Origin of the sequence: Rathayibacter tanaceti (genome assembly GCF_009834165.1) — a bacterium.
Lineage (GTDB): Bacteria > Actinomycetota > Actinomycetes > Actinomycetales > Microbacteriaceae > Rathayibacter > Rathayibacter tanaceti.
Genome location: NZ_CP047186.1, coordinates 1,010,647 through 1,034,647, shown reverse-complemented (window position 1 = coordinate 1,034,647; position 24,001 = coordinate 1,010,647). Strand labels below are relative to the sequence as shown.

The window sequence follows — 24,001 nt, the reverse complement described above, 5'->3', positions numbered from 1 at the left end:
GGATCCATCACCCTACCAGCGAGCTGCGCGGCGCCTCGGGGCGCGGGAGTCGGCAGCGCAGGTCGGGCCTGTGGGCTGCAGCAGTCGCTCGGCAGACCTCCGGCCCGAACCCGTCGGCCGGCAGGCGTCAGGATCGCAGCACCGACGCGAGCACGAGGTCGTGCCAGCCGCCGTCGCGCCACTGGGCCCGGCGGAGCACACCCTCCTCCTCGAAACCCGCGCGCCGCAGCGCCCGGCGCTCCGCCTCGTTCTCGACATCGGTGAAGGCCTGGATGCGCTCGGCCCGTGTCGAGGCGAAGAGGTGCTCGACCAGCAACGCCTGGGCCCGCGTGCCGACGCCCCGCCCGCGGTGCTCGGCGGCGATCCCGATCGCGATGCTCCAGCACGATGAGGAGGCCCTCCCCCAGCTGCTCGCGAACCACTCCACCCGCCCCACGGCCCGGCCCGCCGAGTGGACGGCGAGCATCCCGCCGTCGGGACCGAGGAGCCCGTCCTCGTCCAGCCTCGAGCGCAACCGCACCGCGGAGGTGAAGCCGAACCACTGGAAGGTCCCGGTCCCCTCCGGCGAGAGCAGTGCGCGGTCGAGGAGGGCGAGATCCTCCGCGGTCATCGGGCGGAGAGAGACAGTGCCGAGGGTCACGGAGGTCGAGTCTGCCGGTCCTGGTCGGCGCCGTGCGGGGGCGCGCCGATCGCTGTGCCACGGACCCGAGGGCCGTACGCACGCCGGCCCCCGAGGGCGGATGCTCGGGGGCCGGCGTGCGTACGGACGGTCAGTTGGTGGCCATCTGACCCAGCGTCGCCTTCGCCTGGTAGGTCTGGCCGCTGCGGACGTAGGTCAGCTCGACCTCCGCGTTCGCGGCCTGCGCACGGACCTGCGCGGTGAGGTCGGACGCGCTCGTGATCGGCGTGCCGTCGATCGCCGTGACGATGTCGCCCTTGGCAAGACCGGCGGCCTGCGCCGCGCCTGCGCCGGTGACCTCCTCGATGCGCGCACCGAGGACATCGGCGGTGGAGTCCGAGACGCTCGCGCCGAGCAGGCCGTGCGAGGCGGACCCGGTGGCGATGATCTCCTTCGCGATGCGCTCGGCGACCGCGCTGGGGATCGCGAAGCCGACTCCGATGTTGCCGGACTGCCCGCTCGAGGAGGAGGACTGGCCGGCGCTCGCGATCGCGACGTTGACGCCGATGAGCTCGCCGTCGCTGTCGAGCAGGGCACCGCCGGAGTTACCCGGGTTGATCGCCGCGTCGGTCTGGATGACCGGGAGCGAGATCGTGCTCGTGGCCTGCGTGGGCTGCTGCTGGCCCGGGATGTCGAAGTTGAAGGGGCTGTCGGTGCTGCCGCTCGAGCTGTCGCCCGACTCCTCCGGAGCGGCAGAGGAGGCGACCTGGATGCTGCGGTTGAGGGCGCTGATGATGCCATCGGTGACCGTGCCGGAGAGACCGAGCGGTGCGCCGATGGCGACCGCCGTGTCTCCGACGTTGATCTTGGTGGAGTCGGCGAAGGTGATCGGGCTGAGGTCGGTGGCATCGCTCAGCTTGATCACCGCGAGGTCCAGCGTGGGGTCGGTGCCGACCACAGTCGCGTCGAAGATGCGTCCGTCGCTGGTGGTGACTGAGACGGTGCCGTTCGAGACCTCGCCGTCGAGCGTGACGACATGGGTGTTGGTGAGGACGTAGCCGTCCTTCGAGAGCACGATGCCCGAGCCGGTGCCCGCGGAGGAACCGCCGCTGACGGCGATGGTGACGACGCTCGGTGTGGCCTTCGCGGCGACGGCGGTGGCGGTGGTCGCGTCGTCGGCGTTGTTGACCGTGATCGTCTGCGAGCCGCCGGACGAGACCACCCGGGTCCCGGATCCGTTGGAGGCGGACCACAGACCGAACACGCCCGCTCCGGCGACGCCTCCGACGACCGCGCCGATCGCGAGCGCGGCGACGACTCCCACACCGGCGCGGCGCTTGCCTGCGGTGGAGGCCGGGGGCTCCTCGCCGCCGGGACCGAAGGCGCCGGACGCGGGCGGCTCGCCGGAGCCGTGCAGGGTGTTCGCGGCCGGAGGCGCGTACTGGCCGTAGCGCGCCGGCTGGGAGACAGGCTGAGCCTCGTTGCCGGCTGCGGCGTTCGGCGTGTACGGCGGCTGCGCAGCCGCGGAGGACGGGGAGGGCTCGGTCGGGTTCTCGCGGTGCGCCCCGCCCTGGTGGATCGGCTCGGTGGGCCCGGTGGTCGACGACGACGCTCCGGAGCTCTCGCCGTAGCGGCGCCCGGCCGCTTCTGGGGCGCCGGACTCCGTCGGCGTAATGGGTTCCTCCGGCTGACGAGGACCCTCGTGACTCTCGGTCATGGGTGCTGCTCCTTCCAAGCGGGGATAGCTTGTCGAGCGTACCTGGAGGTTTCTTATGACGGGCCTGCGAGCGGGAATTGAAAGAGGTGGACGCCCGTGAGCGGGCACACTGGGGGCGTGAGCATTCCCGGATCCTGGACCCGTGCCGCCGCCGGCGCCGGCCTCCTCGGCCCCGGCGGCGAGGTCGCCGCGACCGTCTTCAGCGAGATGAGCGCCCTCGCGCTGCGAACCGGGGCGGTCAATCTCGGCCAGGGTTTCCCGGACGAGGACGGCCCGCGCGAGATCCTCGATGCCGCTCGAGAGGCGATCGCGTCCGGCGTGAACCAGTACCCGCCCGGCCCCGGCTTCCCCGTGCTGCGCGAGGCGATCGCCGCCCACCAGAGCCGCTTCTACCGTCTCGACCTCGACCCGGACGGCCAGATCCTCGTCACGACCGGTGCCACGGAGGCGCTCGCGGCCACCCTGCTCGCGCTCCTGGAGCCGGGGGACGAGGTCGTCACCTTCACTCCGCACTACGACGCGTACGGCGCACTGATCGCGCTCGCCGGAGGCGTGCACCGCACCGTCCCGCTACGGGGCCTCCCCTTCACCGTCGATCACGACGAGCTCGTCGCGGCCGTGACCGACCGCACCCGCGTCATCCTGGTGAACGACCCGCACAACCCGACCGGCGCCGTCCTCCCGCTCGAGACGCGCGAGCTGATCGTGCGGCTCGCCGAGCGGCACGACGCCCTGATCGTGACGGACGAGGTGTACGAGCACCTGCGCTTCGACACTCCGCACGTGCCACTCGCGACCCTCCCCGGGGCGTTCGAGCGGACGCTCTCGATCTCCTCCGCGGGCAAGACCTTCAGCACCACCGGGTGGAAGATCGGCTGGGTGAGCGGGCCGAGGGCGCTGGTCACCGCCGTCCTCGCGGTGAAGCAGTTCCTCACCTACGTCAGCGGCTCGCCGTTCCAGGGTGCCGTCGCCCTGGGGCTCGGACTCCCCGACTCCTTCTTCACGACCGTGGCGCAGACGCTCTCGGCGAAGAAGGACCTGCTGTCGGCGGGCCTCGCTGCGGCGGGCTTCGGCGTCGCCGCGTCCTCCGGAGGGTACTTCGTCGTCGCGGACGCCGCTCCCCTCGGCTACGACGACGGTGTCGCGCTCTGCCGGGCGCTCCCCGAACTCGCGGGAGTGGTGGCCGTGCCCGTGTCCGCCTTCTGCCGGTCGGAGGACGCGGCTGAGTACAGGTCGCTCGTGCGCTTCGCGTTCTGCAAGCGGTTCGAGGTGCTGGAGGCCGCCGTCGCCGGCCTGGCGCGCATGGGACGCTGAGCCGGTAGTCCTCGACGGGAGCGCGGAGCGGCTGCACCCGTACCGACGGACGAGAGCCGATCGCTGCCGGCGATGGGATCAGAGCGGCTGCACCCGGAAGCGCCGCAGGGCGAGCGCCGGGTTCTTCGCTCGCGCCGCGTCGATCCGCTCGCGCGAGACCCAGGCGACCGCGACGTCCTCGACCTCGCCGAGGGTCGCGATCTCGACGCCCATCGGGTCGACAACCATGCTCGTGCCGACGCCGATCGGAGGCGTCTGATCGGCCGCGACGAGGTAGACGGTGTTCTCGAGGGCACGCGCGGTGACGAGCGTCCGCCAGTGCGCCTCCTTGAGCGGGCCGCGCACCCATTCGGCGGGTGCCGCGATGACGTCGACCCCGGCGTCCACCAGCCACCGGCTCACCTCGGGGAAGCGCAGGTCGTAGCAGGTCTGCAGGCCGACGACGAGGCCGCCGACCTCGAACGTCTCGGGTGCGGCGATCTCGCCGGGCGCGACCCACTCCGACTCCGTCTGCCCGAAGGCGTCGTAGAGGTGCAGCTTGCGGTAGCGGGCGACCAGCGCGCCCGCGGGATCGATCGCCACGAGGGTGTTGGCGATCCGCCGCCCGTCGAGGGTCTCGACCATGCCCGCGACGAGGTGGACGCGGAGCTCGCGGGCGAGGGCGCCGAGCCCCTGGACGAACGGCCCGTCGAGGGTCTCGCCCGCCGCGACCAGCTCGGGGCCGAGCGGGTCGGTGAAGGCGGAGCTGTACTCCGGCAACACTACCAGGCTCGCGCCGCGCCCGACGGCGACGCGGACCAGGCGCCCGATCGCCGCGAGGTTGGCCACGCGGTCCTGTGTGGGAGCGAACTGCGCGACGGCCATGCCGACGGCGCCGGGCATCAGCTCGGCGGGTAGAGGAAGAGCGCGACCTGCGAGGCCGGGATCGTGCGCTTGTGGTAGGCGTGGTCGTTGCCCCAGTTGTACTCCTCGAGCGAGACGGTGCCGTCGGAGTTGACCGCCTGCACGTACGCGACGTGGTTACCCGTGAACCAGGCGACCGCACCGGGCACGGGCGTGCTGCTGGTCACCCAGCCGTGCGACGCCCACTGGCCGGCCCAGGCGTAGGCGCTGCCGCCTCCGGGGGTCATGTTGCCCCAGGTCCATCTGAAGGGAGACCCGGTGGAACCCTGATCGCGGTTGATCCGCCAGGCGACGAAGTCGACGCACTCGCGGTAGTAGTAGCGCAGCGGAGAGAGCCCGCCGCCCTGGTCGTCGGTCAGCTGGTCGCGCCAGGGGTAGTCGTCGCCCTCCTCGCGAGGCGTGACGGAGGTGCTCGTGCCGGTGCTGCCGGCCGCGGCACCGCCCACGGAGGTGCCGGCGGTCGTCCCGGCTGCGGCCTGCGCCTCCTGGGCCAGGCGCGCCGTCTCGGCATCGCGGGCCGCCTGCTCGGCCGCCGCAAGGGCGCGGGCCTGCGCGGCCGCCTCGTCGAGCTGAGCCTGCGTGGGAGCAGTGTAGGAGTCGCGGACGACCTGCTCCGGCACCGCGTCGGAGGCGACGGTGAGCTTCTGGTTGCCGAGGGCCTGGATGCGGGCGGCGGCCTCGACGGCGGCCTGCGAGTCCGGAGCCGGGTCGAAGGAGTAGGCGGGCAGGGCCGACACGGCGACCAGACCCGCGATCGCCGCGACGGCGACGGTGCTGATCGCCGTGCGCAACGCACGACGGCGGCGCACGGGCCGGACAGGGCTCAGGATCGGCGTGGCGACGCGGGCCGCGGGGAGCGCCGGAGTGACGCGCTGCGCCTCTCGCAGGCTCCGCCGGGTCGGGTGGCGGCCGACCCCGTCGGGGTTCGGGCTCTCGTCCACCTGCTCGTCCGTCACACCTGCACCCTTCACGTCGCGGTCGAGGCTACCGTGCGGACCCACCCGACACACCGTGTGGCACGAGCGTGTCACCGCGTGTCGGGACTCGGTGTCCGATCACCCGCGCGGGGCGTACCTCCGCCGGTCGACAGGCTCAGGAGGAGCGCAGCGGGAGCGCGATCTCGTCCGGCCCCGCCGTGCCAGCGGCAGGGTCAGGACCGCCGGGGGCGATCACCCGCCAGACCACCGACACCGGCCAGACGCCGCTGGACGGCAGCGAGAGAGCGAGCGCGAGCCACCGGTAGCCGACGGTCTCGACGGGCCGGAGCGCGCGGGGCGCGGCACGCCGCGCGACAGGGCTCCTTCGGACTCGATGGTGACGCGGGCAGCCGACCGGAGTAGCGTCCGCGAGCAGGGACACGACGAGGCGACGGGGAAGAAGAGGTCGGCGATGATCCGGTGCGAGCGGGCCTTCAGCGGTTTCAGCGTGGATGACGTGGAGGCGGCCCGCGCCTTCTACGGCGGAGTGCTCGGGCTCGAGGTGGCGGTGAACGCGATGGGGATCCTCGAGATCGAGCTGCCGGGCGGCGGGCACGCGATCGCGTATCCGAAGCCGGGTCACGAGCCGGCCTCGTTCACGATCCTGAACTTCTCGGTGAAGGACGTCGACGCCGCGGTCGCCGAGCTGAACGCCGCGGGCGTGGTCACGGCGATCTCCGACGATCCGTCGCTGCCGACCGACGCGAACGGAGTGATGCGCGGCCACGGTCCGACGATCTGCTGGTTCCGCGATCCGGCGGGCAACGTGCTGAGCGTGATCGAGGGCGACTGAGGATTCGACCCGCGCACCGTCAGCAGGCCGCGGACAACACGTCCGCGCACCCGCGTTAACGACGAAGGCCGGTCCCTCTCGGGACCGGCTTTCGCTTTCTTGTTGCGGGGGCAGGATTTGAACCTACGACCTCTGGGTTATGAGCCCAGCGAGCTACCGAACTGCTCCACCCCGCGGCACAAGAAGAGACATTACACGCGTTCTCAAGCCGGTGCAAATCGGCGGAGGCGAGCGCCGGCGTCAGGCGGGCTTCGCGGCGCTCAGGACGGCGTCGCCGCCGACGGTCAGCCCGACAGCCGTCAGTGCTGCGGCGAGGTCGGCGGACGGGCGGATCCAGGTCCGCACCTGAGCGCCCTCCTCGGGCGCGGAGGTCGCAGGACCGACCAGGACCGCGCCGCCCGGGGCGACGAACCACTCCACCAGCCGCGCCCACTCCTCCAGGTCGGGGAGCCACGAGACGACGCCGGCGCTGCACAGCACGACGTCGAAGGAGTCGGGCTCCGGCAGCATGTGCCGCAGCTCGTAGATGTTCGCGCAGACGAAGCGAGCGGAGCCGCTGAAGTCGAGGTCCGCGGCGGCGGCCCGTGCTCGGCGGACGGCCGGCATCGAGAAGTCGACGCCGACCACGCGAGCGCCGCGCTCCGCGAGGACGAGCGCGTCGCGCCCGTCCCCCGAGCCGAGGTGCAGGACCCGGGGCTCCGGGACACCGATCGCCGCCGCGACGAACTCCGGGTGGAGCGCACCCTCGCCGGTGCGCCCCTCCCAGTGCGTGCGGTTCAGCTCGAGCCACTCCCCCGAGCGGAGGTGCTCGCCGCGGTCGACCTGCACCACCGGGGCTACTGCCCCTCGTTCTGCAGCGCGCGCGCCAGAGCGTCCGTCAACTGCTTGTCGGCCGCGGCGAACGCGGTCAGGTCGCCCGACTTCAGGGCCGCCTCCCGCGCCGCCAGAGCGTCGCGGGCGTCGTTCAGGGCCTGCTGGAGCGCCGTCGGGTCGCCGGTCACTCCTCCGGTGCCCCCCGCGTCGCCACCGGTGGTGCCGCCCGCATCGCCGCCGGTGTCGGTGCCTCCGGTATCGGACCCCGTGCTCGGAGTCGTCGGCGTACCGGTGTCGCCCGCGTCCGCTCCCGAGTCGCCGCCGAAGAGGCTGTCGAGCGCGGCATCGAGGGTGTCCTCGAAGGCGATGTCGTCACCGAACGCGACCAGGACCTTCTGCAGGAGCGGGAAGCTCGTGTCTCCGTTGGAGCGCACGTAGATCGGCTGGACGTAGAGCAGGCCGCCGCCGACCGGCAGGGTGAGCAGGTTGCCCCTCGTGACGGTCGTATCGCCGCGCGAGAGGATGTTGAGCTCGTTCGCGACCGTGGGGTCGGTCGTGAACGCGTTCTGCACCTGACCCGGGCCGGGGACCGTGTCGTCCTTCGGCAGCTCGAGCAGGCGGAGCGTGCCGTAGCCGTCGGCCACGGTGCCCGCCTCGGAGCCGGCGTCGGAGTCGGCGACCAGGTAGCCGGTCAGCACGTTGCGGCTGGCCTGCGCGCCCTGGACGCTGGCCGGGATGTACGTCGAGTAGAGCGAATACGACGGCACCTCCTGGTCGGGCGTCTGCAGCGTCAGGTAGTAGGGCGGCTGCAGGCTCGTGCCCGTCGCGGCGGCCGTGGTCGCGGCTCCGCTCGTGGGGTCGTTCGGCGTCGCCCACGCATCCTCACGGGAGTAGAACGAGCCGGCGTCGGTCACGTGGTAAGTGCCGAGGACCGCGCGCTGGACCTTGAAGAGGTCCTCCGGGTAGCGGACGTGGCTGAGCAGCTCGGCCGACATGTCGCTGACCGGCTTGACCGTCGTGGGGAAGATCTTCTGCCAGGTCTGCAGGATCGGGTCCTCGGTGTCCCACGAGTAGAGCGTCACCTTGCCGTCGTAGGCGTCGACGGTCGCCTTGACCGAGTTGCGGATGTAGTTGACGTCGTCGGTCGGGAACTGCTGCTGCGTGTTCGTGTCGGCGATCGCCTGCGAGAGGCTCTGCACCTCCGAGTACGGATAGTCGGCCGAGGTGGTGTACCCGTCGACGACCCACACCACGCGGCCGTCGACCACGGTCGGGTAGGCGTCGGAGTCGAGCTTGAGGTAGGGAGCGACCTTCTGCACGCGCTGCACCGGATCGCGGTCGTAGAGGATCTGCGAGTCGTTGTTCACGCCGTTCGACAGGAAGATCTGCTCCGACTGGAACTTGATCGCGTAGACGAGCTTCTTGAAGACGTTGTCGAGCGCGGGCCCGCCCTCGCCGTCGAAGGTCGTGTAGGTCTGCTGCGCGCCGTCGGTCCCCGAGGGGTAGTCGAGCTCGATGTCGCGCGAGCCGTCGCCGCCGACGATCGAGTACGCGGGCGAGTTCTCGCCGAAGTAGATCCGCGGCTCGTAGTCGCCAAGGTCGCCCGTGGTCGGGACTCCGGACTCGATGAACACCGGCTCACCGTCGGCCGAGCGCTGGTTGCCGTAGGCCGCCACCAGTCCGTAGCCGTGGGTGTAGACGAGGGTCTGGTTGTACCAGGTCTGGTTGGCGCCGAGCCCGCTGAGGTTGAGCTCCCGGACGCCGACCACGGCATCCTGCGTCGAGCCGTCGATCGAGTACCGGTCGACGTCGAGGGCGTTCTGCGCGTCGCCGAACTTATAGTACTGGCGGAACTGCTGCAGCTGCGAGAACGCATCGGTGACGACGGCGGGGTCGAGGATGCGGATGTTCGCCGTGGTCTCGGCGTCGGAGCGGAGGGCGCCCGGCTCGGCGTCGGTCGTCGCGTCGTAGGGGATCACCTGGACGTCGCTCACCCCGTAGGCCTCGCGGGTCATGTCGATGTTGTTCTGGATGAAGGGCTGCTCGAGCGTGCGCTCGTTCGGCTCGACCTGGAACTTCTGCACGATCCAGGGGTAGAGGGATCCGACCAGGAGGCTCGACACGATCAGGAGCGCGGTTCCGATCACGGGCAGGCGCCACCGGCCGATGAAGGCGGTGACGACGAAGAGCACGGCGACCAGGGCGGCGATGCCCGCGACGATCTGCAGCCCCGGGATCGTCGCATTGACGGTCGAGTAGGTGGCTCCGGTGATGCGCGGGCCCTGCTGAGCGAGCGTCGCGTACTGGTCGAGCCAGAAGCTGACCGCCTGCACCGCGAGATAGAGGGCCGCGATGATCGCGAGCTGGATGCGCGAGGCCTTCGAGACGCGGATCTCGCGGCCGTTGACGCGGATCGCTCCGTAGAGGTACCCGGTGGCGAGCGTCGCGAACCCCGAGATCAGCAGGACGGCCGAGGCGAACCCGACGATGCTCTGGTAGAAGGGCAGCTCGAAGAGGTAGAACGACGTGTCGAGCCCGAACTGCGGGTCGGTCGTGCCCGAGGGAGTGCGGTTCCAGAAGGTGAGGCTCGTCTGCCAGCGGGTGGCCGAAGAGACTCCGGCGAAGAGGCCGAGAACCGCGGGGATCCCGAAGGTGGCCAGGCGCCGCAGCGGCTCCACAACCTGCTGGTAGCGGTCGATTTGCGAGTTGAGCTTCGCGTAGACCGGGCGGAGCCGGTAGGCGAGCAGCAGGCTGACGAACACGGGCACGGCCATGGCGACGAAGCCGATGACGAAGAGCCCGCCGGCCGCGGCCCACTGCGTGGTCAGCACGGACAAGAAGCCGAGCTGGTCGTACCAGAGGACGTCGGTGTAGAGACCGGAGAAGACGAAGAACGCCACCACCAGGACGGCCACCACCACGACAGTGACGGCGAGGACGCTCCGTCTCTTCCGCGGCGGCGTTTCGGTTGCTGTGGAACTCACGTAGGGGCCTCTTGCTGTCGAGATGTGAGGGGAGGCCACCCATGCTATGCGACCGGTGTGCGGGTCACCTGTGCGTCACCCCCGCGGGCGGGGTCAGTCGATCGGGGTCGCGGTGCTGCAATCGGGCAGGTCGGCGGTGTCGCCGGCGGCGATCGACCGGAGTGCGGCGAGGGCGTCGTCGAGCGTCGCGACCGAGACCACATCGAGACCCTCGGGCACGTGGCCGACCACCTCGTTGCAGTTGTCGGCGGGAGCGAGGAAGTACTGCGCACCCGCGCCCTGCGCTCCGTAGAGCTTCTGGCGGATCCCGCCGATCGCCCCGACCTCGCCCGCCGCGTCGATCGTGCCGGTCCCGGCGACGTTCCGGCCGCCGTTGAGCTCGCCCTCGGTGAGCTTGTCGATGATCCCGAGCGCGAACATCATGCCCGCGCTCGGGCCGCCGACGTCGTCGAGCCGGATGTCGACCTCGAACGGGAACTCGAAGGTGGCGCCGGGGAGGATGCCGATGACGGCCGCTCCGTTGGAGTCACGGGGCGTGACCTGCACCTCCTCCTGCTCACCGCCGCGCTCGATGCTGAGCTGGACCGGCGCGCCGGTGCCGAGCGTCTGCAGGGTCGCGCGGAGCGCCGTGGCATCCGCGACGGCGGTGCCGGCCACGGCGAGGATCTCGTCCCCCGGCTCCAGGACGCCCTCGGCCGGTGACCCCTCCGGGACCTGCACCACCGACACCTTCTGCTCGACCGGGTAGCCGAGCTCGGTGAGCGCCGCGGCGATCGCCTCCTGCTGCGAATCGGTCATTTCGGCCTGGTTCACCTCATCGCGCTCCTCGACCGTGGTCGAGGGCGGGAAGATCGCGTCGACCGGGACGACGGCCTTGGTGCGGTCGAACCACGCGCTCGCGACCTCGACCCAGGTGGGCAGGCTTTCGGGGTTGCCGACGACCGACACCGTGAGCATGGCGAGCGTTCCACCCGTGGGATAGGTCGTCTCGTCCGGGATGGAGATGAGGGGGACGTCCTTGCTGCTGCCGAGCGTGTCGAAGACCGGGCCGGGCTGCTCGATCACGTACGGAGCCGGCGTGACGCCGAGGCCGACCACGAGAGCGACTCCCGAGAGGAGCACGACCGGGCCGACCCACGCGCGCCTCCGGGAGGAGGACGGGCGCAGGTCGTCGGAGAACAGCGTCACGGGGGCCTTTCTGACGGCGGGCGGAGCGGCTCCGCCGGGATGTTCGCGGCGGGCGGAAGCGGGCTGGGCGCGGGCGGCTGTCTGCACGCCGCGGCCCGGGGCGCTCGGGCTAACGTAGCTTGCACGACTGGGAGTCGCGCCCGAACCGGCGCCCGATGCTGGGCCGCCGACGCGGCGCGACGCCCGACTTCACCAGAACGACGGAGGGCTGACCCGATGGCCGATGGCGACAGTGCGGACCGAGCGGGCGGCGGCTCCGAGGACGACTTCCAGGAGATGCTGCGGCAGTTCCTCTCGGGGAACGGACCCGTCGACGCCTCGCAGCTCGCGGGCGCGGCCGGCCTCCCCAACGACCCGGTCGCGCTGCAGAACCTGCTCGCGCAGCTGCAGAGCGCGATGCAGCAGAACGGCTCGGGGGGCGTCAACTGGACGCTGTCGCTGGAGCAGGCGAAGCAGCTGGCTCGGGCCGAGTCCACGCCGGTGACCGACTCCGTGCGCGCGCCCGTCGACGGCGCCTTCGGAGTCGCGGCGCTGTGGCTCGACGAGGTCGCCTACGTCTCTGAGCTGAGCCGCACCCCGCGCTCGATCAGCCGCCTCGAGTGGATCGCCCTGACCATGCCGGTGTGGACGCAGCTCGCGGAGCCGGTGGCTCTGAGCATCTCGGACGCGCTCACCCGAGTGCTGCGCGAGCAGGCCCCCGAGGAGATGCAGGAAATGATCGCCGGCGCCGAGGGCATGATGCGCGGCATCGGCGGGACGCTGTTCGCCCTCCAGCTCGGCCAGGTCGTCGGGCAGCTCGCGGCCGAGGTCGTCTCGGGAGGCGACATCGGCATCCCGCTCCTGGAGGAGAACGACGCGGCGATCCTGCCGCAGAACGTCGCAGAGTTCGGCGAGGGCCTCGACATCCCGATCGACCAGGTGCAGCTGTACCTGGCGGTCCGTGAGCTCGCCCACGCCCGCCTGTTCCGGCACGGCAGGTGGCTCCGCCTGGCGCTGATCTCGCAGATCACCGACTTCGCGCGCGGCATCAGCATCGACACGACCCGCCTTGAGGAGCTGGCCGAGAACTTCGACCCCTCGAACCCGGAGGAGCTCCGGGACGCGATGACCTCGGGCGCGCTGATCCCACCGAAGACCGACGAGCAGCTCGCAGCGCACGGTCGCCTCGAGACGGTTCTCGCCCTCATCGAGGGCTGGGTCGACGTCGTGACGGCCGCCGCGACGACCCGCCTGCCCAGCGCGGGAGCCGTCGCCGAGACGGTGCGCCGCCGCCGCGCCTCCGGTGGGCCCGCCGAGTCGGCCTTCGCGACGCTCGTCGGCCTCGAGCTGCGCCCCCGGCGCCTCCGGGAGGCCGCCGCGATGTGGCAGGCCGTCACCGACGCCGTGGGGCCGGAGGCGCGCGACAGCCTGTGGTCGCACCCCGATCTCCTCCCCGGCTCGGACGACCTGGACGACCCGAGCGCGCTGGTCGCCCGCCTCACCGCGGAGGCCAGCGGCCAGAGCCCGGAGCCCGACGAGATGGACCGCGCTCTGGAAGACCTGCTGAACGGCACGATGCCGGATGCCACGGAGGGCGACTCCGGCGACGAGGGCCCGGACCCGACGGGCGACCGCCCCGTGTGATCGACACCCGGCGCCCCGCCTGTGGACAACTCGCGCGGCGCCGGAGCGATCTCGGCCATGATCGGCCGATGGTCCTGCGACTCGACCCCCGCCTCCCCCTGCTCTGGCGCTCCGCGAACGCGCTGCAGCTCGGCCTCGACCGGCCGCTGGTGATCCTCGACGACGTCGGCTACGCCGAGGAGCTCCTGCTCGACGCTCTGCGCCTCGGGACGAGTGCGGGCACGGTCCGGCTGATCGCGACCCGGGCCGGAGCGAGCGACGCCCGCGTCGACGAGGTGCTGGCGGCCCTGCGGCCGGCGCTGCTCAGGACGATCCAGGCGGCACCGCCTCCGCCGCCGCGCATCGTGGTGGAGGGGGTCGGCGCGGCACCCGACGCCCTGCGGACGCTGCTGCGGAGCGAGGGCTGCGAGCTGCTGCCTGACGACGAGGTCCCCGACCTCGCTGTGCTCATCGCCGACTTCGCGGTCTCCCCCGCCCGCGCCGCGCACTGGCTGGCGGCCGACGTACCGCACCTGGCGGTGGTGTTCGGTGACGAGGCGGTCCGCATCGGCCCCCTGGTCGAGCCGGGAGAGGGACCCTGCCTGCACTGCGCGGAGCGCGACCGGATCGACCTGGACCCGGACCGGGCGCGCCTGGTGATCCAGGTGCTCGGGCGGACGGCTCCCACCCGCACACCCCTGGCCAGCGCCGCGATCGCGGTCGCGACGGCCGACGCGGTGCTGCGACGCCTCCTGACCGGGTGGCGCGGACTGCGCGCCGTCGAGCGTAGCTACAGCGACGCCTCGGGAGCGTTCAAGACGCGGGAGCAGGAACCGCACCCCGACTGCGCGTGCCGAGCTCTTCGAGGAACCGCGACGGTTCCCTCCGAGTGACGCGGCCGACCGTCGAGCGCGCCCACGAGAGCCGGAGTCGCCGCCGCGCGCGGGTGATGCCGACGTACAGGAGCCGCCGCTCCTCATCGACGGCCTCGAGCCCGTTCGCGTAGGAGATGGGCAGCAGGCCCTCGGCGAGACCCATCAGGTGCACCGACTCCCACTCGAGGCCCTTGGCCGAGTGCAGGGTGGCGAGGGTCACGGCCGCCCGATCCGGCTCGTGGTGGCCCTGCTGCCGGGCGATGAGGTCGTCGGTGAACCGGCGGAAGCTCCAGTCGGCCGGCGCCTCGTCGACGAGGCGGGCCAGGGTGTCCAACGACTCCCAGCGGTCGCGCACGGCGCCCGGGGCCGACGGCGGCTCGGCGCTCCAGCCGAGTGAGCGGAGCACGTCGCTCACCGACTTGAACAGCGGCTCGCCGCCGATCGAGACGGACGCGGCGCGCAGCTGCATGACGGCCTGCTTCACCTCGGGCAGGTCGAAGAAGCGCTTGCCGCCTCGCACGTGGGCGCTCACCCCGCGCTCGTGCAGGGCGTGCTCGATCATCGCGGACTGGCTGTTGGTGCGGAACAGCACCGCGATGTCAGAGGGGCGCACTCCCGCGTCGACGTCGGCGGCGACCCGCTCGGCGACTCCCCTGGCCTCGGCGATGTCGTCCGGGTAGGCGTCGATCGCCGGCTCCGGCGCCTCCACCGCCGCGACCGCGTGCAGCGAGAGCGCACCGGGACGTCCGCGCATCAGGCGGTTCGCGGTCTGCACGATCGGCACGGCGGAGCGGTAGTTCTCCTCCAGGCGCACGACCGTCGCGGCGGGCCAGCGCGCCGGGAAGTCGAGGAGGTAGTCGGCGCGCGCTCCGGCGAAAGAGTAGATGGTCTGGCTCGCGTCCCCCACGACGCAGAGATCGCTCCGGTCTCCGAGCCAGAGCTCGAGGAGGCGCTGCTGTAGCGGGGAGACGTCCTGGTACTCGTCGACGACGAAGAAGCGGTACTGCTCGCGCACCTGCATCGCCATCGCCGGCTCCGACTCGAGCATGCCCGCGGTCACGAGCAGGACGTCCTCGAAGTCGATCTGGCGCCGCTGGTCCTTCAGGCCCTCGTACTCGTCGACGAGCGCGACGGTCTGCTCGAGGGTGAGCCTCCCCGGGAGCGCACGGGTCCGAGCGGCGACCGCGTACTGCTCGAGGGAGAGCGCCGAGACCTTCCGCCACTCGATCTCGGCCGACAGATCGCGCAGGGTCGCCGTGTCGAGCCTCAGGCGGAGGCGCTCGGCCGCGTGCGCGAGCAGGCGCGCCTTGCCGTCGAGCAGCGTCGGCATCGTGCCGCCGACCAGCTGGGGCCAGAAGTAGCCGAGCTGCGAGAGCGCGGCGGCGTGGAAGGTGCGGGCCTGCACGCTGCCGGCACCGAGCACCCGCAAGCGCGAGCGCAGTTGGGCCGCCGCACGACTGGTGAAGGTGAGCGCCATGACGCGGGCGGGCGTGTAGACGCCGGTCTCGACTCCGTGCGCGATGCGGTGCGTGATGGTGCGGGTCTTGCCGGTGCCGGCTCCGGCGAGGACGCAGACGGGGCCCAGCAGAGCCTCCGCCGCCTGGCGCTGACCCTGGTCGAGGCCGTCGAGCAGGCTCACGCGATCGGGCCGTTCTCGAGCTCGCCTCCGTACCAGTCCTCGATCATGGCGCGGGCGATCGACGAGCGGCCCGGCAGGAGCACCGAGTCGAGCGAGTCGTGCAGCTGCTCGCGGGTGAACCAGCGGAGCTCGACGATCTCCTCGCCGTCCGGGAGCAGGTCCTCGGGCGACTGGTCCTCGGCGAGACGGGCCGTGAAGCCCACCATGAGGGAGGCGGGGAACGGCCACGGCTGCGAGCCGAGGTAGTGCGGGTCGACGACGCGCAGGCCCGACTCCTCCCCGATCTCGCGGACCACCGCCGCCTCGAGCGACTCGCCGGGCTCGACGAAACCGGCCAGGAGCGAGAAGCGGCCGGTGCCCCAGAGAGCGTTCGCGCCGAGGAGGAGGCGGTCGTCGGCGTCGAGGACGCAGACGATGATCGCCGGATCGGTGCGCGGGAAGACCTGACTGCCGTCGGTCGATGCGCGCCGCACCCAGCCGCCCTGCTCGACGACGGTCGGTTCTCCGGTGCGGGGCGAGTAGCCGTGGGAGGCGTGCCAGTTGACCACGGCCAGCGCCTCGGTGAAGAGACCCGCGTCGCGGTCGCTCAGGCGCTCGGCGATCGGACGGAGGCCGCTCCAGAGCTCCTCATCGGGCTCGAGCTCGGCGGCGGCCGCATCGGTGAGCACGGTCGCGACGACGGGGGTGCCCGCAGGCTCGCCCGGGGCGTCGACCGTCGTGCGGCCGAGGTAGACGCGGAGGGTGCCCGCGGTGACCTCGGCGGTCGTCCGGAGCGCGAGCCGGTCGGCGGCGATCAGGGTGCGGTCGCGGTGCAGCGGCAGCACGCGGGTGGCAGGGTCGGCGAGCAGCTCGTCGAAGAGCGCCGGCCGGGCGCGGCCGACGTGGTCGCGGTCGACGGCCTGCCGCGAGAGCGGGAGGCGATCGGCGAAGGGCAGTGACATCCGGGGCTCATTTCATGACGGAGCCGCGAGGACCGCTGTCACGGGCCCTCGACGGCATCGGCGGGACAGCGCGTGGCGGCGGGCCGGCCGGGCACGAGCCGCCTACCCTGGAAACCATGGCCAGATCCCACCTCACTCTAGCCGCGCTGGCCACCTCGGCCGTCGAGGGCCTCGACGTCCGCACCGCGCGACCCTTCACCTCCTCGACGCACGGCGACTTCGACTCCGCGATGGTCACGACGCGCGACGGAGCCCGCCTCCTGGTGCGCGTCCCGACCTCACCGCTGGCCGAGCAGGAGCAGCTCGGCGACCTCGTCGCGCTGCGGGCGCTGTCCGCCGGCATCCGCAGCCGCCTGCCCTTCGACCTGCAGGAGAGCATCGGGCAGACTCCCTTCGACGGCACCCGCGCCGTGGTCTACGAGTACCTCGAGGGCGAGCGGGTGCTCCTCGACGACATCGCGCCGCAGAGCGGTCTCGCCGACTCGATCGGCCGGGCGATCGGGGCGATCCACTCGCTGCCCGCCTCGTTCGTCCAGGAGGCGGGACTGCCTCTCGCGACAGCCCGTGACAGCGTCAACGAGACGGTCGCGGTCATCGAGCGCGCCGCCGACACCGGGCACGTCCCCGCCGCTCTCGTCGCCCGGTGGGAGTCGGCCTCGTCGGACGAGGCGCTCTGGCAGTTCGACCCGACGGTGGTCAACGGCTCGATGACCGCCGACTCGTTCCTGCGCTCGGGCGACGTCGTCTCCGCCGTCCTCGGGTGGGCGGCCCTCCGGGTCGGCGACCCGGCACGCGACCTGCACTGGCTGCTCAGTGCCCCCGGCTCCGCGACGGCGCTCTCGGCCTACTCCCGGATGCGCGCGGGCGCGGTCGATCGCACGATCCGCCAGCGCGCCCAGCTCTACGCCGAGCTCGAGCTCGCGCGCTGGCTGCTGCACGGCACCGGCACCGACGACTCCGCGATCGTCGACGACGCGGTCGCGATGCTCGACACCCTGGTCGACAGCGTGCTCGGCGATCTCTCGGCGCCGCTCTCGAGCGACACCGGCCCGGTGCTCGAGGTCTCGGAGGTCGAGGAGCTGCTGAACCGCACCCCGGGGGCCCGAACCGGCTCCTCCGCTCACGGCCGCGGGCTCGCCCCCGTCGCCGAGGAGAGCGACTCCGCCAGCTCCCGCTCGGAGTAGAAGCGCTCGGGTCGCAGCACGAGGTCGTCGGCGACGAAGAAGAACACGGCGTCGACGCTCTCGAGCGGCACCCCTCGCCAGCGGGAGTAGGCGAGGCGGTAGAGCGCGAGCTGGAACTGCTTGAGCTCGAGGTCGGCGGCATCCCTCGGCGCTCTGCCGGTCTTCCAGTCGACGATCTGCACGCCGTCCTCCGTCGCGTACACCGCGTCGAGCTTGCAGACCACCACGTGACCGGCGAGCTGGAGGTGGATCTCGATCTCGACGGCCTCGGGTCGGCGGTCGGCCCACTCCGACCGCTCGAAGGTCTCGATCAGGGCGTCGAGGCGCTCCTGCTCGACACTCGTCGGGCCGGAGTCGTCGAACTCGTCGGGGAAGGTGTCGACCGCCTCCGCCCCGCCCTGGATCCCGAAGCGGTTCTCGACCCAGGAGTGGAACGTGGTGCCGAGGCGGGTCTGCCGGTAGGGCCGCTCCGGCATGGGTCGCCGCAGCTGCGCCGAGACCGCGTCGGGAGCGCTCACGATGTCCTTGAAGCGCGACGCCGGGATGCGGGCGGGCAGGGCCGGTCGTTCGCCGCCGGCGAGGCGCTCCGCCCGTTCGGCGAGCAACAGGCGGATGTCGTCGCCGCGGGCTCCGAGCAGGGCCGGCTCGGCGCGGCGCACACGCTCGGCGGCGGCTCGCACGCGGGCGCCGCGGGAGCCCAGCGGATCGTGCGGCCAGCTGAACGTGCGCGGCGCACGCTCGAGCGGGTTCTCGAGGTCGGCCGGCTCGGTGGGCAGCGGCGGGATCGTGCCCGCCTCCGCCAGATCGCGGAGGAAGACGCCCGGGCCCCTCGGCTTCGCCTGGCCGGCCCACCACGAGCCGCTGAGCAGGAGGTGATGGCGCGCCCGGGTGACGGCGACGTAGGCGAGCCGCCGCTCCTCCGCCTCGTTGCGCTCGCGGAGGGTCTCGCTGAAGGCGCCCATCGCGTCGACGACCTCCTTCTGGGTGGCGCAGCCGCGCCAGGCGAGATCCGGGAGCTCGGCGGAGTCGCCGCGGAAGGCGTACGGCATCGCGCCGAGTCGCAGCCATCCGCGGAAGCCCTCGACAGGGGTGCCGGGCAGCTCACCGTCGACCATGCGCGGCACCGCGACGAGGTCCCACTCCAGCCCCTTGGAGCCGTGGACGGTCAGCAGCTGCACGGTCCCCGGCTCCGGGTCCTCGGGGCGCGGGGCGAGACCGTCGCGCTTGTCGGCGAGCACGAGCCAGCGCAGGAACCCCCGGAGCGAGGACGCCGTGCCCGCGCCACGGTCGTCGGTCTGCAGGTAGCCCGCGACCGCGTCGCGGAACGCCTCGAGGTTGGCTCGGCCGTCGCCCCGCGATTCGTTGGCCTCGACCTCGATGTCGAGCCCGAGCTCCTGCTCGACCAGCGTGACGAAGTCGAGGAGGTCGAGCCCCGACCTCGCCCGGAGCCGGGCGAACAGGGTCCCCGCGTCATGGAGCCGGCGAAGCCCCTCCGTACTGAACGCGGCGAGCGCGGAGTGGTCGAGCCGGCCGTCCTCGCCAGGACGGCGTGCGGCGATGAAATCGAGGGCCTCGACGAGGGAGCCGCCCTCGCCCTCGGTGACGGAGGCGCGCATCCGCTCGCGCACGTCGTCCGGCAGCAGCCGGTGCGCGTGGTCGCGCGCGGCGAGCCAGGAGGCGAGGTCATGCAGGGCCTTGAGGTCGCGCACACCCAGCCGCCAGCGCGCACCGGCGAGGAGCCGGACCAGCTCGCTGCCCGCGGCAGGATCCTCCACCACGGTGAGGGCGGCGACCAGGTCGGCGATCTCGGGCTGCCGGAGCAGGCCGCCGATCCCGAGGATGTGGTAGCGGACGCCGTGCCGGGCGAGCGCCGCGGCGAAGCGCTCCATGTGCGCCCGCACACGGAAGAGCACGGCGGCGGACGGCGGCTCGGCGCTCTCGCGCAGGCGCCCGGCGAACCAGCGCGCGACGTCGTCCGCCTCCTCGTCGATCGTCTCGGGGAAGGTGAGCTCGACCGGATGCCCGCTCGCGCCGGGGCCGGCGGTCAGGGTGTCCACTGCGACCGCGCTGCCCGCCGAGAGAGGCTCGACCACGGCGTTGGCGGCGGCGAGGACACCGTGCCCGTTACGCCAGCTCGTGCTCAGCGAGAACCGCGCCGGTCCTTCGAAGTCGGTGCCGAAGCGGCCGAGCCCCTCGGCGCTGGCCCCCCGCCAGCCGTAGATCGACTGATGCGGATCACCGACCGCCATCACGCCCTGCCCGGAGAAGAGCCGCGCCAGCAGCCTGGTCTGCAGCACCGACGTGTCCTGGTACTCGTCGAGGAGCACGACCCGGTAGCGGGCGCGGTGCTCGTCGACGATGCGCGGCACGCGGTCGACGATGCGGAGCGCCAAGGCCACCTGGTCCGAGAACTCGACGAAGCCGCGCTCGGCCTTCGCCTCCTGGAAACGCTCGGCCAGGGCCGTCAGCACGGGCAGCGCGGCCACCGCCTGCAGAGCCTTCTCGAGCTCGCGGTAGAGCCCCGAGCCGCTGCCTCCGCGGGGCAGCTCGCCGAGGCGGAGGAAGTCCTCGGCGAAGGCCGCGACCTCGGCCGGATCGGCGAGGTTGTCGGCGAGGTCGTGTGCCAAGGAGACCACGAGATCGGTGAGTCGGTCGATCCCGGCCTCGACGTCGAGTATCCGCGGGTCGGCGGTGTCGGCCACCACTCCGCGCGCCAGATGCCAGGCCGAGGCCTCCGAGAGGACGCTCGCGTCGCCCTCACGGCCGATCAACACGGCGTTGTCGCGGAAGATCGTGTTCGCGAAGGCGTTGTAGGTCGAGACGGTGGCGGCCTCGAACGGATCCGGCGCGGTCTGCCCGGGCGGCAGCGGGAGCAGGCCCGCCTCGCCGAGCTGGCCGATCCGCCGCCCGATGCGCTCGCCGAGCTCGGCCGCCGCCTTGCGGGTGAAGGTGAGGCCGAGCACCTCGGACGGAGCTGCGAAGCCGTTGGCGAGCAGCCAGAGGACCCGGTTGGCCATGGTCTCGGTCTTGCCACTGCCTGCACCCGCGACGACGAGCGCGGGTTCGAGCGGCGCCTCGATCACCGCGCGCTGCTCGGGAGTCGGCGGGCGCAGATCGAGCCGTTCGGCGATGGTCAGGGCGTCGATCACGGCCCCGCCCCCTCCGGCTCGTCGTCGCGCGAGTCGTCGTCCTCGGGGACGTCGACCGCCAGTAGGCCGTCGCCCGGAACCTCGGGCACTGCGTGGATGCGGTACCGCAGGGCATCGCCGGGCGAGAACGGCACCGCGTCGAGCAGGCCGGAGAAGCGGGCCGCCGCCATCCCGAGCGCTGCGTCACGGACGCGCTGGCGCAGACGCTCCAGCTCCTCCTCGCCGAAGCGCTGCTGCACCACCTCGCGGTAGGGCTTGCCCCGCACCCCTGTCGCGACGAAGAGCAGCTTCGCGCCGCCACCGGCCGCCGGGTCCGCCGCCTCGAGCGCTCCCTCGGCCACGGCGAGCTGGTAGCTGCCGAGCTGCGCGTGCCCGGCGACATCGGCCTGCCGCGGAGCGCTGCGGCCGGTCTTGAGGTCGACGATCGTCACGGAGCCGTCGGCCGAGCGCTCGACGCGGTCGATCGACCCGCGCACCCGCGCCGGCGGGACGTCGAGCTCGAACTGCCGCTCGCGGCCGAGCACCTCGCCGCCACTGCGCTCGAAGTCGGCGAGGTAGCCGGCCAGGCCGTCGATCAGCCGGCGCGTGACGCGCTTCTGCCGCTCACCGAGCCAGGGCGACTCGAAGACGAGCTCCGGCCAGCGCGACTCGAGCGCGGCCCAGAGCGCCTCGGGATCGGGGCCCTCGGCGTTCTCGAGAACCCAGTGGACCAGGGTGCCGACCCCCATCGCCGTACTGGTGGTCGAGCCGGACACCGCGTCGACGAACCAGTCCAGCGGTGAGCGCTCGAAGGCCTCGAGCCTGCTCGGCGACACCGAGACCGGCCGCTCCGGGTCATCCGTGTCGACGAGCGGCTCGAGCGTCGACGGGTCGAGCAGTCCGGACCACGACGCCGGGTCGGCGCCGGGCACCTCCTCACGGGCGAGCACGCTCAGGCCCCTGACCGCCGCGGGCGCCTCGGGAGAGCCCGGGGTGGTGGCCGTGCGCCTCAGGGCCGCGACCGCTCCGCGGAGGGTCAACGGCACCGCGGAGGCCGCGTCGAGCCGGGGCGCATCGGGCGGGCTGATCCGGAAGAAGAGGGAGGGGCTCTCGTCCTCGCCTGCGACGGCGGTCAGCACCACCTGCCGACGGGCACGGGAGGCGGCCAGCGCGAACATCCGCAGCTCGTCGTCGAGGGTCGCCTTGCGCGCATCGAGCGGCAGTGCCCCCTCACCGCGGGCGTGCCGCAGCAGGCCGTCGGGGTCGAGCAGCGAGCCGCGCGGGCGGAGGTTCGGCCAGATGCCGTCCTGAAGGCGCGCCACGACCACGACGTCGAACTCGAGCCCGACGACGGACGAGGGCGTGCCGATGAGCACAGCGTCCTCGGTCGAGCGGGGCGCGAGGGTGTCCTCCGGCACCTCCGCCTCGAGGATCTCCGTGACGAAGCCGATCGCCGAGGTCCCCGACGCGCGCTCGACGAATCGCCGAGCGGCGCTGAACAAGGCGACGACGCCGTCGAGGTTGCGGTTCGCCTCGGCGGCCGTGAGCCCGGTTCCGAGCGCGACCTCGCGCCACGACGCGGCGACCCGGCTCGACTCCCACGCCGACCACAGCAGCTCCTCGATGGAGCCGTGCTCGGCCTGCAGGCTGCGCACCCGGTCGATCGTCAGGGCGAGCCGCTCGGCCTGGCGCGCGGGGGCGGAGTCGATGGTGGCGAAGCGGCCAGGAGCCGACAGCGCCTCGACGAGGAGCGGATCGCTGGCGCGGACGCCGCCCGCCGCGAGCTCCTCGGCGCGCAGGGCGAGCCGGAGGCGGCGCAGGCCGAGGCGGTCGACCCCACCGAACGGACCGAGCAGCAGCTCTGTCGCGAGCTCGGCGTCGAGGGGCCGCTCGCCGATCGCCACCCCCACGAGCACGAGCAAGGCCCGCGCCGCATGGTCGTCGCGAAGGGCACGCCCGGCGAGCACCGACCGGGTGGGCACCTCGGCGACGGCGAGCGCCTTGACGAGGGGCTGCACAGCCGCGCCGGAGCGCACCACGACCGCCATCCGCCGCCACGGCACGCCGTCGCGCAGGTGTCGTTCGCGCAGCATCCGCGCGATGGTCGCCGCCTCACGGGCCGCCGTGGGGGCGTGCAGCACCAGCACGGCGGGGTGGGAGCCGGGCGGATCCGGCTCGGCGACGGCTGCGCGCTGCCGCCCGGCCGCCGCGGTGCCGATGCGCTCGGTCGCGGCCGACACGAGCGCGCGCAGCGCCCCTCCGTGCCGGTGAACGCGGGCCAGCACGAGCGTGCTGACCTCCGCCAGCCCGAGGCTCGCGGCGAAGCGGCCCAGCGTGTCGGAGGCGGCACCGCGGTAGGCGCTCGTCGCCACGTCGGGATCGCCGAAGGCCACGACGGTGACGCCGCGCTCGGCCAGAGCGCGTAGCAGCACGAGGGTCGATCCGCTCGCCTCCTGAAGGTCGTCGACCACGACGAGGCGCAGCGCGTCGATCCGCTCGCCGCCCCTGCCCGAGCGGATCGCCTCGGCCGCGAAGGCAGCGAGCTCTGCGGAGTCGAGCCTGGTGCCGGCCAGGGGTGCCATCCAGTCGACGACCTCGCGCAGCTCGTCGAGCACGTCGGCGGCGGCGCACCACTCACCGCGGTCCGCGTCGACTCCGAGCGCGCGGATCGCCGCGGTGTCGAGCCCGTGCTCGGTGGCGCGCATCCCGAACTCGCGCAGCTCGGTGCGGAAGGTGCGCAGACGCCGCACCTCGGGGCTGAACTCGTCCGGCCAGCGCGGCCCGGTGCCCTCCTCGAGGTGGCCCTCGATCACCTCGGCGAGCAGGGCGTCCTGCTCGCCGCCGGTCAGGAGGGTGGGCCGCTCGAGTCGTTGCCCCTTCGCCGACGCGGTGACGGCCTCGAACGCGAGCGAGGTGGCCGTGCGCGCCAGCGGGCCCTGCGTCGGCACGCCCAGCCTCAGGGCGAGCACATCGCGCAGGCTCGTCGCGGTGGTGCGGCTCGCCGTCAGGACGAGGATCGACTCGGGCGCGTACCCGCGCTCGTGGACGCGTTCGGCGACCAGCTCGATCGCCGTGGTGGTCTTGCCGGTACCCGGTGCTCCGAGGACCGCGGCGCTGCGCCCGTCCGGCAGGGCGAGCACCGCACGCTGCGATGAGTCCGGCTCGATCCTCGACCCGGGCGCAGTGGCGGTCGACCTGGCGGCCGGCAGCTCGTCCGCGGGCAGCGAGGTCGCAGGAGCAGTCACACGCACACGCTAGCCACGACCACCGACACTCCCGTGCGCACCACCGGAGAGCATCGCGCCGCCCACTCCGCTCAGCGCG

The 24,001-nt window shown here is 72.8% G+C and carries 17 protein-coding genes and 1 tRNA gene; 5 read left to right on the top strand and 13 right to left on the bottom strand.

Annotation, left to right across the window (positions count from 1 at the left end):
* Positions 1 to 127: 127 nt before the first annotated feature.
* Together GSU10_RS04880 and GSU10_RS04875 are read right to left on the bottom strand one after the other, a co-directional pair.
* A complete protein-coding gene (locus GSU10_RS04880) occupies positions 128 to 640 on the bottom strand; it encodes a GNAT family N-acetyltransferase (RefSeq protein ID WP_199220829.1) in 513 nt (170 codons plus the stop codon).
* Between the two features lie 130 nt (positions 641 to 770).
* Positions 771 to 2,336: a S1C family serine protease gene (locus GSU10_RS04875; protein ID WP_132504554.1), complete on the bottom strand. Its 1,566-nt coding sequence runs from the start codon at positions 2,334 to 2,336 to the stop codon at positions 771 to 773.
* Positions 2,337 to 2,453: 117 nt separating this feature from the next.
* Here GSU10_RS04875 and GSU10_RS04870 point away from each other — a divergent pair, with 117 nt between their 5' ends.
* Positions 2,454 to 3,650, top strand: coding sequence for an aminotransferase class I/II-fold pyridoxal phosphate-dependent enzyme (locus GSU10_RS04870; protein WP_132504552.1), 1,197 nt, complete (start codon positions 2,454 to 2,456; stop codon positions 3,648 to 3,650).
* A gap of 78 nt (positions 3,651 to 3,728) precedes the next feature.
* On the opposite strand, the gene GSU10_RS04865 is transcribed toward GSU10_RS04870, so the two are convergent.
* The 3 genes from GSU10_RS04865 to GSU10_RS04855 all read right to left on the bottom strand — a co-directional run bounded on the left by GSU10_RS04865 (position 3,729) and on the right by GSU10_RS04855 (position 5,912).
* Positions 3,729 to 4,532 (bottom strand): carbon-nitrogen hydrolase family protein, encoded by an 804-nt coding sequence (locus tag GSU10_RS04865; RefSeq protein ID WP_068213476.1) that lies wholly within the window; start codon positions 4,530 to 4,532, stop codon positions 3,729 to 3,731.
* On the bottom strand, positions 4,532 to 5,509 hold the full coding sequence (locus tag GSU10_RS04860; protein WP_158286078.1) for a CHAP domain-containing protein: 978 nt from the start codon (positions 5,507 to 5,509) through the stop codon (positions 4,532 to 4,534). The genes GSU10_RS04865 and GSU10_RS04860 overlap by 1 nt, the downstream gene beginning before the upstream one ends.
* Before the next feature lie 136 nt (positions 5,510 to 5,645).
* Positions 5,646 to 5,912, bottom strand: coding sequence for a hypothetical protein (locus tag GSU10_RS04855; protein WP_068212785.1), 267 nt, complete (start codon positions 5,910 to 5,912; stop codon positions 5,646 to 5,648).
* A gap of 30 nt (positions 5,913 to 5,942) precedes the next feature.
* Here GSU10_RS04855 and GSU10_RS04850 point away from each other — a divergent pair, with 30 nt between their 5' ends.
* On the top strand, positions 5,943 to 6,323 hold the full coding sequence (locus GSU10_RS04850) for a VOC family protein (protein WP_068212772.1): 381 nt from the start codon (positions 5,943 to 5,945) through the stop codon (positions 6,321 to 6,323).
* Positions 6,324 to 6,425: 102 nt separating this feature from the next.
* On the opposite strand, the gene GSU10_RS04845 is transcribed toward GSU10_RS04850, so the two are convergent.
* From GSU10_RS04845 to GSU10_RS04830, 4 genes are all read right to left on the bottom strand, one after another.
* A tRNA-Met gene (locus tag GSU10_RS04845) sits at positions 6,426 to 6,499 on the bottom strand.
* Between the two features lie 64 nt (positions 6,500 to 6,563).
* Complete coding sequence (locus tag GSU10_RS04840) at positions 6,564 to 7,154, bottom strand: class I SAM-dependent methyltransferase (RefSeq protein ID WP_068212769.1); 591 nt, start codon at positions 7,152 to 7,154, stop codon at positions 6,564 to 6,566.
* A 5-nt stretch (positions 7,155 to 7,159) separates the two neighbouring features.
* Positions 7,160 to 10,120, bottom strand: coding sequence for a UPF0182 family membrane protein (locus GSU10_RS04835; protein ID WP_199220828.1), 2,961 nt, complete (start codon positions 10,118 to 10,120; stop codon positions 7,160 to 7,162).
* A 93-nt stretch (positions 10,121 to 10,213) separates the two neighbouring features.
* Positions 10,214 to 11,308 (bottom strand): YlbL family protein, encoded by a 1,095-nt coding sequence (locus GSU10_RS04830; protein ID WP_068212766.1) that lies wholly within the window; start codon positions 11,306 to 11,308, stop codon positions 10,214 to 10,216.
* A 216-nt stretch (positions 11,309 to 11,524) separates the two neighbouring features.
* On the opposite strand from GSU10_RS04830, the gene GSU10_RS04825 reads away from it, so the two are divergent.
* On the top strand, positions 11,525 to 12,931 hold the full coding sequence (locus GSU10_RS04825) for a zinc-dependent metalloprotease (RefSeq protein ID WP_132504548.1): 1,407 nt from the start codon (positions 11,525 to 11,527) through the stop codon (positions 12,929 to 12,931).
* 68 nt (positions 12,932 to 12,999) lie between these two features.
* A complete protein-coding gene (locus GSU10_RS04820; RefSeq protein WP_132504546.1) occupies positions 13,000 to 13,803 on the top strand; it encodes a hypothetical protein in 804 nt (267 codons plus the stop codon).
* Here GSU10_RS04820 and GSU10_RS04815 read toward each other — a convergent pair.
* Complete coding sequence (locus tag GSU10_RS04815) at positions 13,724 to 15,460, bottom strand: ATP-dependent helicase (protein WP_132504580.1); 1,737 nt, start codon at positions 15,458 to 15,460, stop codon at positions 13,724 to 13,726. The two genes, GSU10_RS04820 and GSU10_RS04815, sit on opposite strands and share 80 nt — an antisense overlap.
* Positions 15,421 to 16,365 (bottom strand): NAD(+) diphosphatase, encoded by a 945-nt coding sequence (gene nudC / locus GSU10_RS04810; RefSeq protein WP_068212978.1) that lies wholly within the window; start codon positions 16,363 to 16,365, stop codon positions 15,421 to 15,423. Before nudC ends, GSU10_RS04815 begins: the two co-directional genes overlap by 40 nt.
* Positions 16,366 to 16,481: 116 nt before the next feature.
* Between nudC and GSU10_RS04805 the strand changes: the two genes are divergently transcribed.
* Positions 16,482 to 17,549: a phosphotransferase gene (locus tag GSU10_RS04805; RefSeq protein WP_068212981.1), complete on the top strand. Its 1,068-nt coding sequence runs from the start codon at positions 16,482 to 16,484 to the stop codon at positions 17,547 to 17,549.
* Here GSU10_RS04805 and GSU10_RS04800 read toward each other — a convergent pair.
* The gene (locus GSU10_RS04800) at positions 17,486 to 20,698 is read right to left on the bottom strand and encodes an ATP-dependent helicase (RefSeq protein ID WP_132504544.1); all 3,213 of its coding nucleotides are present in this window, start codon (positions 20,696 to 20,698) and stop codon (positions 17,486 to 17,488) included. The genes GSU10_RS04805 and GSU10_RS04800 overlap by 64 nt on opposite strands.
* The gene (locus tag GSU10_RS04795; protein ID WP_241972892.1) at positions 20,695 to 23,922 is read right to left on the bottom strand and encodes an ATP-dependent DNA helicase; all 3,228 of its coding nucleotides are present in this window, start codon (positions 23,920 to 23,922) and stop codon (positions 20,695 to 20,697) included. The genes GSU10_RS04800 and GSU10_RS04795 overlap by 4 nt, the downstream gene beginning before the upstream one ends.
* Between the last annotated feature and the right edge of the window lie 79 nt (positions 23,923 to 24,001).